We start from the raw sequence: 12,633 nt of genomic DNA on the forward strand, positions 1-12,633 counted from the left end.
GAATTTACGCGCAAAGTCAAAGAGTTGACTTCTCCAAGAGTCACGGATGATAAAACGAATTCTGCAGAACCAACTGCTCACCACGCTGGCTGCGCGTGGGATTGCCGCAGGTGGCACCTTCCTGCTTTCCTATGTGTTGGCCACGTTCGTCACTATTCAGGCCTTTGGGGCCTTCATGCTGTGCCTGTCGATCATGATTGGCATGCAGGTGTTTGCCAGCCTGGGTACCGACCGGGCCACGCTCAAATACATGGGGGTAGCGACTTCCAATAATAGCCGCCGCGAAGTGGCGTGGATTTACAAGCATGCCATGGTGGTCAACGTGGTGGCAGGTGTGCTGCTGGGGGGAGGGCTATGGATAGCAGCACCCAGCGTGGCGCAAATGCTGCTCTCCTCGACAGACAATGCGGTCGAGACCCTACGAATGACCGCGCTGCTGTCGCCGGTCTACAGCATTATTTACCTGTGCAACTTTCTGATGAAAGGCTGGGGCAGGGCCAATGTCTCCTGTCTGTTCGAAATAGGCTGTATCTCCATCGTGCTCAGCGGGGTCGTGCTGGTGTGTGCCTGGCTGGGGGTCTCGCTGGGGGCACTGGCGCTGATGACCGCGCTGGGTGTGATTCTGGGGCTCTACCTGCTGGTGGCGCTGTGGGCCGTCTGGTGGCTCTACCGGCGCAGCGCGCTGGTCGAAAGTGACAGCGTCAGCTTTACCAAAGGCTTCTACCGCCACCTGCCCGATTTTTTGCTGGTAGGCATCATCTTCTACTACACCCAGTGGGGGGTTGGCCTGGTATTGGGCGCCTTCCATAGCGAAAGCGATGTTGCCTTGTTCAGCCTGGGGCTACGGCTGGCCATGATCATCGGCTTCATCCTGACCGTCTACGACAGCATTCTGGGGCCGCGTTTCTCACGGCTCCAGCACGAAGGCAATGGCGAAGGGCTCAGGCTGCTTGCCCAGAAAAGCGCTTTTCAAATGACCTGCTTTGCGCTGCTGCCTGCCCTGGTCTTCATCATTTGGCCCAACGCTGTGTTGGCTCTGTTTGGCAGTGATTACAGTGGTGCCGCCAGCGTTGTGAGAATCCTCGTGATTGGGCAACTCGTCAATGTGATGACTGGCTCGGTCATATTGCTGCTTTTAATGGCTGACCAGCAGCGCGCCGCGCGAAATATACTAATCTGGTCTGTGGTGGTAGGGGGCGTCGCCTCGCTGCTACTGATTCCTCGTTATAGCGCTGAGGGGGCGGCCTATGCGCTGCTGCTGTGCCTGCTGATTCAGAATGGCGTGGCGGTTTACGTGGTCAAGAAAAAGTTCGGTTTCCTGATGACCGACTGGCGCTTTGTCTTAACGCCACGAAACCGAGCTTAACAATGATGGTGAATCAAGATGATTAGACTTGAAAGGGAGTTTCACCTGGAAGAAGGGATTGATTACAGCTTTATCAATCCGTTCTCTCTAGGCGTTGTGGCACAAAGTCTTAGCGAGCAAGAGTGCCGACAGATTCGCTTTTACGCCGATGGCATTGCCGTTGTGCTCTATACCCGGCTGTTCAAGGGCAAAAAAATCGAGCGCACCAGCTTCGACGATACTTCGATTGCCCCCGTGGTATTGGGGCATGCCCAGGCTGCCCAGAAGCGTGTAGCGCTGGTGGGTGGCACCGAAGAGAACGTCCGTCAGGCGGCGCAGCTGCTGGCGCAGAAATACCCGGGGCTGGAGATCAGCTACGCGCGCTCGGGCTTTTTCAGCAGCGACGAAGAGCGCCAGCAAAGCCTGGTGCAGGCAGCCAGTGCTGACATCGTCATCGTCGGCATGGGCGCGGGCAAGCAGGAGCGCCTGCTGCTGGACCTGCGTGCCATGGGCTGGCAAGGCACCGGCTTTACCTGTGGCGGCTATCTGGATCAGTTCGTGCAGGCCAAAGGGCAAGACTACTATCCCGCGTGGGTAGACCGCCTCAACCTGCGCTGGTTATACCGAATGATGAAAGAGCCCAATCGGTTGCTGAAACGCTACTTGAAAGACTATCCCCGGTTTTTGATCAAATACGGCAACAAGATTGAGTGAATCATGATTCCTAAAAAGATCCATTTCTGTTGGTTTGGCGGTAACGCGATGGGCACGCTCTATAAAGAGTGCATTGCCACGTGGAAAGCAAAAATGCCCGATTTCGAGATCGTCGAGTGGAACGAGTCCACCATCGATCATGACAATCCGTTCATCAAATACTGTCTGGAAAACAAGAAGTGGGCCTTTCTGTCCGATTATGTGCGTATGGCGGCACTTCACGAACACGGTGGCGTGTATCTGGATGTGGACATGGAAGTCGTACGCTCGCTGGAGCCGCTGCTGCAAAGCCCGTGCTTTTTGGGCTATGAAGATGAAGGCCGACTGAATACCGCCGTAGTAGGTGGCGTGGCTGGGCACCACTTCTTCAAGAATGCCATGGCGCTGATCGAAGCTCGGCACCAACAGAAAAAGCCCTTCCTGATTGCCCCAGAAGTCGCCAATGCCTGTGTCGAACAGGATGCCAGTGATATCGATCTCAAGCCCTGGCACTTTTTCTACCCCTATAACCCCTATGCCAAGGCGCATGATCGCAAGCAGCTGATGTACTGCTATATCGAAAGCGATACCTACCTGATCCACCACTGGGGAAAAGGGTGGAAAATGGGGCTGGTGGAAAGAGTATTCAGAAAGTTGTTCAAGTAAGCCATCGCGGTAAAGGGATTCAATTTAGCGAGATCGTTTGGGAGCAAGGAATGCAAGGTCATTACCCATGGGGCAATACTCTGTTGGCTTATCGCCGCAAGGCTCAGCCGTTGGCTGCGATGCTGCTAATGGCCGTGATCGTGGCACTGGGCGTCGTGGGCGTGATGTCGCCCTGGCACTACAACATTCTGCCTGCCGTACCGCTACTGGAACTGGCTGTGCTGGGCATGTCCGTATTGGTGTTTCCGCCGAAAAGCCGCTCCGCGTGGCTATTCATGCTGGCGGCGGGTGGCTACCTGGCCGTCACCCTGGCCATTGCGCTGCTGATGAGCGGCAGCCATATTCTCGATTACGTGCAGGCGTACAAGGCATTCTTCTACGTCCTGCTGCTCTGCTCATTCATCGGTCAGCCGCTATTCAAGCAGGCCCAGGTCGTCAAATTCTTCTACGTGCTATTAGCGCTGTTCTTCCTCAAGTACACCTACTCGCGGCTGATTGGACTGGACGCTTGGGTCAGCCAACGGCCGGGTATCTTCACGGAAAATAATTTCGAGCTGGTGCTGCTGATTCTGCTGCTGTATCTGGTGCTCCCTGTGATGCGCTGGCGGTTCGTCTCGTTTGTCGCCGTGATGCTGATCATTTTTCTGTCGGGATCGCGCAGCGCATTTCTGTGTTTTCTCGCGGTGTATTTCTTCAGTGTGTTTCGGGCAGGCAAAGGCTTTATCAAACCATGGCTGCTGCTCTTCCCGTTTCTGGTGCTGCTGGCCTACGGCATCGTCAATGATCGCATGGACATCTCTTTGAGCAGCAGCGCGGCTCCTGGCGAGCATCCCAGCATGCCAGCCCTGGAAGAAGATCGCTTGCCGATTGCCACCTTAGGGGCAGATGGCGAAGTCATCGAACCGCCGCTTACCTTTCGCTCACTGTTGGAGCGGGGCGCGTCCATCGACCGTGTCCGCTTTCTGCTCTACTTTCTCGACGACGTAGAAGGTTGGCAGTGGTGGAACGTGATGTTGGGTACTCAGCCTCTGACGCCGATGTCTGCGCAGACGTGCGAAGCGCTCTCCTACTGGAGCGACATGTACAGCTTCTCTGGGGATGGCACCTGCTATTCGGTCATTTTGCACTCTTATATCATTCGCGTGCTTTACGACCATGGCGTGCTGGGGCTGATCTTTCTCGTGGTATTTACCGGCTATGCGCTGCGCAAGAGCGGCTATGGCTGGGTCGACACGCTGTGTGTGCTTGGCGTGCTAATGGCCTCATCGCTCTCCGTCTCGGCATTCAATAGCGTGTTTGCCATGCTTTCCATGATGTTCTATCTCTCATATGGGCGAACGCAACCAGCCCCGGAGCCCTCGGTGGAAGTCGCCAGCAACAGCTCGACCTGAAAGTAGCCTGGAAAGCCCATCGCAGCGCCCAATAATTAGATCGTAGAGTAGAGACCGTACTATGCACTCAGACAGTAAGCTGGGAGCCGCTCAGAAAAGAGGCGTGATCTTTTCCGAGCGCTACCCGCCCAAGATCATCTTCCCGGTATTCGACTTCGTCGTTGTCGTGTTCTCGGGGGTAATGGCGTACCTGTTGCGTTTCGAGACCTTTCATTTGCATGAGCGCTACGTTCTGGCGCTGGCCTGCATGGCCCTGCTGGTGGTGGTGGCCAACAGTTCCACAGGCAGCTATAAACGCTGGCGCATCTCGTCCACGTTTTACATCATCACCAAGTTGATGCTGGTCTGGCTGGTGATCGGCATCATCGTCACCTCCATCATCTACTTTGCCCACGCGGCAGAGCGCTACTCGCGGTTATGGGTAGGATTGACCCTGCTGTTCTCCTTCGTGCTGGCCGCCAGTGCTCGAGCGCTGGTGCAATATGGGTTACGGCGCATTCGTATCCGCGGCGGGGCACGGCGCCCGGTTTTCCTGGTGGGTCCCGCCAAGAACGTACTGCACGTGGCGCGAGGCATGCGGGCTGCTTCCTGGGAAGGGCACTCCATTGCCGGGGTCGAGCGCCTTCCTGATGGCTCGCTCGATCAAGAACAGTTGGAGCGCATTGCTGCCCGGATAGGCGACGCAAACGCGGCCGAAGTGTGGATCTGTGTGCCGCTGGAAATGGGCGATACCGTGCATGGCCTGTTCTATGCGTTGCGTAACCACACCGAAGAGATTCGCCTGATCCCGGAATTCAAGGACATGCGCCTGCTCAACCACCGCACCAGCGAAGTGGCGGGGCACCTGGCCATCGACCTCAGCGTATCGCCTATCAACGGCATGGCCAGAGTCGTCAAGCGCGCCGAAGACATCATCGTCGGCAGCCTGATCTCGCTGATGATTCTGCCGGTGTGCATTGCCATTGCGCTGGCCATCAAGTTCACCTCGCCTGGCCCCGTGCTGTTCAAGCAGCACCGTACGGGCTCCAACGGTAAGGTGTTCAAGGTTTACAAATTCCGCTCGATGAAAGTGCATCAGGAGAAAGAGGGCGTCGTTACCCAGGCCACCAAGAACGATAACCGCCTGACGCCGATAGGGGCCTTCCTGCGCCGTACATCGCTGGACGAGCTGCCGCAGTTCTACAACGTCCTGCAAGGGCGCATGTCCATCGTCGGCCCACGCCCCCATGCGCTGGCCCACAATGAGTACTACAAGGAACTGGTAGAGTCTTACATGCGCAGGCACAAGGTGAAGCCCGGCATTACCGGCTGGGCCCAGGTCAATGGGCTTCGCGGCGAGACCGACACGCTGGAAAAAATGCAGCGGCGGGTCGAGTATGACCTGTGGTACATCGACAACTGGTCGGTGTGGCTCGATCTCAAGATCATCTTCATGACCGTATTCAAGGGCTTTAAACACACCAATGCTTACTAACCGGAGCCTCTGATGATCCTGGTGACAGGTGGCACGGGCTATATTGGCTCGCATATCGCCGTCGAACTGCTGAAGGAAGGGCACTCAGTGGTATTGCTGGATAACCTTGCCAATAGTGTGGCTTCCGTGGTGCCGCGTATTGAAAAGATTACCGGACACTCGGCGGCGTTCTATCAGGGCGACGTGCGCGACGCCGCGCTGCTGGCAACCATTTTTGAACGCCATCCCATCCAGGCGGTGATTCACTGCGCAGGCCTGAAGGCCGTGGGTGAAAGTGTCACCCAGCCATTGGCCTATTACGATACCAACGTGTACGGCTCCATCGTGCTGTGTCAGGCCATGGCCAGGGCCGGCATCAAACGGCTGATTTTTAGCTCGTCGGCCACCGTGTATGGCGTGGAAGCCATCCCGCCCTACGTGGAAACCATGGGCCGGGGCAGCTGTACCAGCCCCTACGGCACCTCCAAGGCCATGGTCGAGCAGGTGCTGGAAGACCTGTGCGCCAGCGACCCAGAGTGGTCCGTGGCCATTCTGCGCTACTTCAACCCCATTGGTGCGCACCCCTCGGGCCTGATTGGTGAATCACCCCAAGGGGTGCCCAATAACCTGATGCCCTACATCAGCCAGGTGGCGGCAGGCGTGCTGCCCGAGCTGCAGGTCTACGGCAACGACTACCCGACCCAGGACGGCACCTGCGTGCGCGATTACCTGCACGTGGTCGACCTGGCCGTAGGGCATCGTATGGCGCTCAAGGCGTTGGAAGCACCCGGAGCCAGCCACTACAACCTGGGCACGGGGCAGGGGGTGTCGGTCAAGCAGATGATCGATGCCTTTACCCAGGCCACCCAGGTGCCCGTGGCCTTCCGCTACGCCCCCCGGCGCGATGGCGACCTGGCCGCCTTCTGGGCCAGTGCCGAAAAGGCGCAGCAAGAACTGGGCTGGCAAGCTACCCGAACCCTCGACGATATGATGATCGACACCTGGCGCTGGCAGCAGTACGCCAACCCATGAGAGGGCGCTTGCCGGGCAAACGCCTGGCGAGCCACCGCGCAGCCTGTGCTACTATCGGCCTCCTCAAATGAATTGCCGCCCCCAGGGCCATGAAAGGAAGTCTGTTTCAATGTTGGCAACGCACTCCCCCTCGTCACACCCCGGCACTCAGCCTCCTCAGTTATTTACCGGCGTGGCCGTCTTTCTATTGGCCGCCATTGCACTGGTGGTGCCCAGCGGCTACTCGCTAGGGGCGTTGTTGCTGCTGCTGGCGGGACTGGGGCTCATCGCCCTGCGCCGTGTGCCTACGTTGACACGCCAGGATGGTGCCATCATGGCCGTGCTGCTGGCCTATGCGGCCATCACCATGCTGGAAGCATGGCTGGATGGCCAGGGCAGCAAGGGTTTCGACAAGCCCAGCCGCTTCATTCTGGCCATTCCGGCGCTGTTCTGGGTGCTGCGCTACCCGCCCAATCTGGCCTTTCTATGGAGCGGTGCCGCCGTGGGCGCGCTCAGTGCAGGCACCTGGGCCGGATGGCAGAAGCTGTTCGAAGGGGTAGATCGTGCCCAGGGCCATACCCACGTGATTCAGTTCGGTAACCTCAGCATGCTGCTGGGCGTACTGTGCATGGCAGGCCTGGGGTGGGCCGTGGTGCAGCGCCAGCGCCAAGTTTGGGTCGCCCTGCTGCTGGCGGGGGCATTGGGCGGCATACTGGGCTCGCTGTTTTCCGGCAGCCGTGGCGGTTGGGTCGGTTTTCCCATCGTACTGCTGGTGCTGTACCGCGCCTATGGCACCCAGCTTTCTGCTCGGCTGAAAGTGGCCGTGGTGGCCGCTGTCGTGGTCGGTGGGTTGGCCGTGTATTCGGTGCCGCAAACCGGTGTGCAGCACCGTGTTCACCAGGCCGTGACCGATGTGTCGCTATATATCACGGGAGAAAACCGCTCCTCATCCGTCGGCTCGCGGTTCGAAATGTGGCGCGGCGCCGCCATCCTGATTCAGGAAAAACCGCTGACCGGGTGGGGCAGTCATGGTTATGCCGAGGCCATGTACGCCTTTGGTGAAGAAGGCATCATCAGCCGTGAAGCAGCGCAATATGGCCATGCCCACAACGAATTCGTCGATGCCTTTGCCAAGCGCGGTATTCTGGGGTTGGTGATTCTGCTGGCGCTTTACCTGGTGCCCATGCGACTGTTTGCCCGCGACCTACAAGCCAGCGACCTTACCACCCGCGCCGTGGCGACAGCGGGGGTGCTGCTACCCGTTACGTTCCTGGATTTCGGACTCTCCCAGGTGTTCCTGGAACACAACAGCGGCGTCATGATGTATGCCTTCCTACTGGTGGTGCTGTGGGGCAGCCATGCAGCACGGCACTCAGCCGCCAGTGTTCAGATGAGCAGTAAGCATTAGATAACATTGTGTTTTAAGCATAGATTTTAAACGGTCTCCTGGAGGCCGTTTTTTGTTGAAATAGTCAATAGTTATTGCGCTAAATAGATTTAATTGGTTGTACAAGGCTTGTTGACGTAGAGCTGCCACTTTTAATCCCTTACAATAGCCGAGCATTTTTATATCTCAGGTTAACCTCTATTCATCCGCACAGCGTAGGGCAAGGGAATGCGCCCGTATCAATCCTTGGGCGGTAGCGTGCCTTTTCGATGGAATCTTCTATGTTGAATACCCCTATTTGCGTCTCGCGGCCAGCTCGCATGCTGTTGGCGGCGGTGGGAGTGGCCCTGGTCAGCGGCTGCGCCACACAGTACCCCTCTGGTAGCACCCAGCAAGCCCCCCAGTATGTGCTTAACCAGGATGCGGCGTCGCTTCTGGAAGATGAAGCGCTCAACCGCTTCCTGACCCAATCGCCTGCCAGCGGCGTACACACCGCCGCCCGCACGCCCTGGGGCGACAACGTGGAAATCATTGCCGAGGCCCCGTATCTGGCGGCCAGCGGGCGAAAATGCCGCCAGTTGCAGGTAATGGAGTCCGGTGGCAGCGTGCGCGCAGCACTCGCCTGCGAAACCCCCAATGGCTGGGTACACCAGCGTCTGGTTACTCAAGCAGGAGGGCGCTGATATGTCGGCCACGATGACTTCTTCTACCCCCGCCATGCTGGCTCCATTCAAGCGCGTGTTGGCCACGGCTGGAGTCGTGCTTGCTACCCTGGCCGCTACACCCGCCATGGCACAGTCCCTCAGCCTCTCCAACGATATTCTTCCCCAGCAGAGCAGCCAACAGAGTGGCCAGCAGGGGCAGCAAGAGCAGGTAGACGATGCCCCACGCGCCGACTGGCGCAGCGGCACCTACGGCCCCATTGCCACGCCGCCCCAGGACCCTGATGCTCTGCCGCCCTTTGGAGCCAACCTGTTCAGCGGTGGCTTTCGTGGTGCCATGGGGGATGGCCTGAATGCCGACTACCGCATCAAGCCCGGCGACCAGATCACCGTGCGGGCCTGGGGCGCATTCGAGTTCGACCGCGTGCTGCCTGTGGATGCCCAGGGCAACATCTTCATTCCCGGCTCTGGCCCGCTCAACGTGGAAGGCCAGAACAGCCAACAGGTCGATGGCAGCGTACGCGGCGCCATTACCTCGGTGTACCCCGATAACGTCGAGGTCTACACCAACGTGCAAGGCGTTCAGCCCGTGGCCGTGTTCGTCACTGGCTACGTGGAAAGCCCGGGCCGCTATGCAGGCACGCCCAACGACTCGCTGCTCTACTTCCTCGATCAGGCAGGCGGCATCGACCAGGACCTGGGGAGCTACCGGCAGATTCGCGTCATACGCGACGACCGCACCGTGGCCACCGTCGACCTCTATGATTTCCTCATCAACGGCACCATTGCCCGCCCGCAGTTCCAGGATGGCGACACCATCGTAGTGGAAGAGCGTGGCCCTGCCATTGCCGTGGTCGGTGATGTACACCGTGAACACCGCTACGAACTGATTGGCAACCAGCTCAGCGGTGCCGAAATCATCAACCTGGCCCGGCTGAGAAGCGGCGTTTCCCACGTGCTGCTGCGCGGCGACCGTGACGACGGCCCGATTGCCCAATACTTCCCCATCAACCTGTTTGCAGGCCAAACGGTACGCAGCGGTGACGAAGTAGTCTTCAGCGCTGACCAGCGCAGCGAGACCATCGTGGTGGAAATCGAAGGCAGCTACTACGGCCCCTCTCGGTTTGCGCTGCCCCGCAATGCCCGCCTCAGCGAGCTGCTGGACGCCATTGCCGTACCGGAAAACATGACCGCCGTGGAAAGTGTCTCGCTACAGCGGGAAAGCGTGCGCCAGCAGCAGGCGCAATCTCTGCAGGACAGCTTGCGCCGCCTGGAAACCACTTACCTGGGCGCATCTTCCCGTACCGACCAGGAAGCCCAGATCCGGTTGCGCGAAGCCGAGCTGATCGAACGCTTCATCGAGCGTGCCCGTGAGCTCGAACCCAGCGGCCGGTTAGTGGTGGCTTCCAGTGACGGCATCACCGATATCCGCCTCCAGGATGGCGATGTCATCACCATCCCTGAAATCAGCGACTCGGTACTCATCAGCGGTGAAATCCTCGTGCCCCAGGCCGCCGTTTACCGTCCCGGCATGAGCGTCATCGACTATGTGGAAAGCGCCGGTGGCTTCACCGAGCGTGCCGACCGCGACCAGATCCTGCTGGTACGTCAGAACGGTGCCGTCGAGCACGCCCGCAACACCCCGCTGCGTCCCGGCGACGAAATCCTCGTCATGCCCAAGGCACCCACGCACAACCTGCAGCTCGCCTCGACCCTCACCCAGATCCTCTTCCAGATCGCCGTCACCACCCGCGTCGCTCTGGACCTGTGATGTGACCCGCTGCAGTGGCCCGGCGCGGAGGCGGCGCCAGCCGCCCCGATCAAGTCACACCTCCATTTATGTTCTTGAATCAAAAGACACAGCATCATGGATAACACAAGCAGCGCCCCGAAAGGGGCGCGCACACCCTGGCAGGTGACCCGCAGTGTGTGGTACGCCATGTTCGTACGCGAGGCGCTCTCGCGTACCATGGGTGACCGCATGGGCTGGTTCTGGATGATCTTTGAGCCCGTTGCCTTTGTGGGCATTATGGTGTCTATTCGAAGCTTCATTCGCGGTGGCCGCCTGGTGGTCAACGCAGAGTTCATTCCCTGGCTGATTGCGGGGTTGATGGGCTTCATGCTGGTAAGGGAAGGCATGATGCGTGGCATGGGGGCGATTGACGGGAATAAAGCTCTGTTCGCCTATCGGCAAGTGCAGCCAGTCGACCCGGTACTGGTGCGCAACTTCCTGGAAGGAGCGCTACGCTCACTGGTATTTCTGATCTTCATTGGCGGCGGCCTGATGCTGGGGTTGGACATGTATCCGGACAATGCCCTGCGCGTCATGGCCGCTTGGCTATCGCTCTGGAGCCTTGGGCTTGGGCTTGGCCTGGTAACATCGGTGGCGGCAACCCTGGTGCCTGAAATAGGCAAGGTCATTCGTATGCTATCGCTGCCGCTGATGATCTTGTCGGGTGTCATTATCCCGCTCAACAGCTTGCCTCACTGGTTGCTCGAATACCTGATGTTGAACCCTATCCCCCATGGGCTCGAAACCCTGCGGCTAGGTTTCTTTGAAAAGTACCAGGTTGTGCACGGTACCAGCATGCTCTATTTCTGGCTGTTCACGTTAACGCTCATTTCGATGGGGCTCCTGATGCATCTACGCTTTGTTGATCGTTTAAAGGCAAAATAATTCATGCGCGCTTCTTTTGGTCGTTTTATTAAAACTTCACCCCACTGGGCCGTTGCCTTTTTAGCCATTCTGGTGGTCACCTTTTACTGGTTCGTATGGGCAGAAGAGCGCTACGTATCGCGTGCCACCGTGGTGCTGGAAAGCCCGCAGGTAGCGACGCCAGAGTTCAGTCTTTCATCACTAATAAGCGGAGGCGGCGGCAACACCCACGACTTGCTGCTCCTGCGTGAACACTTGCTCTCGGTAGATATGCTGCGTTTGCTGGACCAGCAACTGGGCATTCGTCAGCACTACAGCGAAAACGGCGACTTCTTTGCTCGGCTGCGTGACCCCAGCGCGCCTATCGAGGATCTGCACAAATATTATTTACGCCGGGTAGAAGTAGAGCTTGATGAGTACGCCGGGGTATTGAACATCTATGTGCAAGGCTACAGCCCAGAGTTTGCCCAAAACCTGGCCACGCTTCTGCTGGAAGCCGGCGAAAACCACATGAACGACATGGGCCACCGGTTGGCCGATGAGCAGGTGCGTTTCCTCGAGCAGCAAATGGTGCGCTTGGAAGAGCGCTTCAACGACACCCGCGCCCGCCTGCTGGAATTCCAGAACGAATTTGGTCTCGTTTCTCCCACCAGTACTGTTGAAAGTATCAATCAAGTGGTAGCCACGCTGGAAGCCGACCTTGCGCGCTTCCAGGCGCAACGCAACGCATTGGCCAGCTTCCAAAGCGCCCAATCGGCCGAGCTGCGCCAGGTCGAGCGCAACATCGAAGCCCTGCGAGACCAGATTACCCAGCAGCGCGACCGGCTGGCACAAGCCACCGGCAATTCGCTCAACCGGGTATCGGCCGAGTATGAAACCCTCGAGCTGCAAGCCCAGTTCGCTCAGGAAACCTACTCCAGCGCCCTCGCCGCACTGGAAAACACGCGTCTCGAAGCCGCCCGCCAACTCAAGCAAGTCAGCGTGCTACAAAGCCCGCTCATGCCTGAGTACCCCACAGAGCCAAACCGGCTCTATAACAGCAGCGTGTTTGCCATCATCACCATCTTCCTGTCGTTCATCCTCAGCATGATCATCATGATCGTCAAGGATCACCGGGATTAGAGTGGGTGAGGGGTGAGGTGTGAGGTGTGAGGTGTGAGGGGTGAGGGGTGAGGGGTGAGAGGTGAGGAGTGAGGTGTGAGGAGGTAGGCGTGCCACCCCGTAGCGCGGCGTAACGAAAGAGCGAGAGCAACGAGCGAAAGAGGCACCCGCGTGGGCGGCGCCAGCCGCCCTGATTGGGCCACGGTGGTGGAATAACTCTCGCTGGCCTATTCGGCACCCCTGGCGGGGTGCGTCGCGGGTGCGCTCC

11 protein-coding genes are annotated in these 12,633 nt (G+C 58.6%); all 11 read left to right on the forward strand.

Annotated elements, in window-relative coordinates; genetic code table 11:
• Window positions 1-46 precede the first annotated feature (46 nt).
• The 11 genes from HSS18214_RS0100370 to HSS18214_RS0100420 all read left to right on the forward strand — a co-directional run bounded on the left by HSS18214_RS0100370 (window position 47) and on the right by HSS18214_RS0100420 (window position 12,386).
• Complete coding sequence (locus HSS18214_RS0100370; RefSeq protein ID WP_016913334.1) at window positions 47-1,366, forward strand: oligosaccharide flippase family protein; 1,320 nt, start codon at window positions 47-49, stop codon at window positions 1,364-1,366.
• 18 nt (window positions 1,367-1,384) lie between these two features.
• Window positions 1,385-2,059 carry a WecB/TagA/CpsF family glycosyltransferase gene (locus tag HSS18214_RS17665; protein WP_016913335.1) on the forward strand — a complete coding sequence of 225 codons (675 nt, stop codon included), beginning with the start codon at window positions 1,385-1,387 and terminating at the stop codon, window positions 2,057-2,059.
• Window positions 2,060-2,062: 3 nt separating this feature from the next.
• On the forward strand, window positions 2,063-2,704 hold the full coding sequence (locus tag HSS18214_RS0100380; RefSeq protein WP_016913336.1) for a glycosyltransferase family 32 protein: 642 nt from the start codon (window positions 2,063-2,065) through the stop codon (window positions 2,702-2,704).
• A gap of 50 nt (window positions 2,705-2,754) precedes the next feature.
• Window positions 2,755-4,095, forward strand: a complete 1,341-nt coding sequence (locus HSS18214_RS0100385; RefSeq protein WP_016913337.1) for a hypothetical protein — start codon at window positions 2,755-2,757, stop codon at window positions 4,093-4,095.
• A gap of 61 nt (window positions 4,096-4,156) precedes the next feature.
• Complete coding sequence (locus tag HSS18214_RS0100390) at window positions 4,157-5,569, forward strand: undecaprenyl-phosphate glucose phosphotransferase (protein WP_016913338.1); 1,413 nt, start codon at window positions 4,157-4,159, stop codon at window positions 5,567-5,569.
• A gap of 12 nt (window positions 5,570-5,581) precedes the next feature.
• Complete coding sequence (galE, locus tag HSS18214_RS0100395) at window positions 5,582-6,580, forward strand: UDP-glucose 4-epimerase GalE (RefSeq protein WP_016913339.1); 999 nt, start codon at window positions 5,582-5,584, stop codon at window positions 6,578-6,580.
• 109 nt (window positions 6,581-6,689) lie between these two features.
• Window positions 6,690-7,967, forward strand: a complete 1,278-nt coding sequence (locus HSS18214_RS0100400) for an O-antigen ligase family protein (protein WP_016913340.1) — start codon at window positions 6,690-6,692, stop codon at window positions 7,965-7,967.
• A gap of 260 nt (window positions 7,968-8,227) precedes the next feature.
• Window positions 8,228-8,629, forward strand: coding sequence for an RT0821/Lpp0805 family surface protein (locus tag HSS18214_RS0100405; protein WP_016913341.1), 402 nt, complete (start codon window positions 8,228-8,230; stop codon window positions 8,627-8,629).
• A 1-nt stretch (window position 8,630) separates the two neighbouring features.
• On the forward strand, window positions 8,631-10,379 hold the full coding sequence (locus HSS18214_RS0100410) for a polysaccharide biosynthesis/export family protein (RefSeq protein WP_016913342.1): 1,749 nt from the start codon (window positions 8,631-8,633) through the stop codon (window positions 10,377-10,379).
• A gap of 96 nt (window positions 10,380-10,475) precedes the next feature.
• Window positions 10,476-11,285, forward strand: coding sequence for an ABC transporter permease (locus HSS18214_RS0100415; RefSeq protein ID WP_016913343.1), 810 nt, complete (start codon window positions 10,476-10,478; stop codon window positions 11,283-11,285).
• Between the two features lie 3 nt (window positions 11,286-11,288).
• The gene (locus HSS18214_RS0100420; protein ID WP_016913344.1) at window positions 11,289-12,386 is read left to right on the forward strand and encodes a KpsE/RkpR family capsule polysaccharide export protein; all 1,098 of its coding nucleotides are present in this window, start codon (window positions 11,289-11,291) and stop codon (window positions 12,384-12,386) included.
• Window positions 12,387-12,633 lie beyond the last annotated feature (247 nt).

The sequence above is a fragment of the Vreelandella stevensii S18214 genome, from assembly GCF_000275725.1.
Lineage (GTDB): Bacteria > Pseudomonadota > Gammaproteobacteria > Pseudomonadales > Halomonadaceae > Vreelandella > Vreelandella stevensii.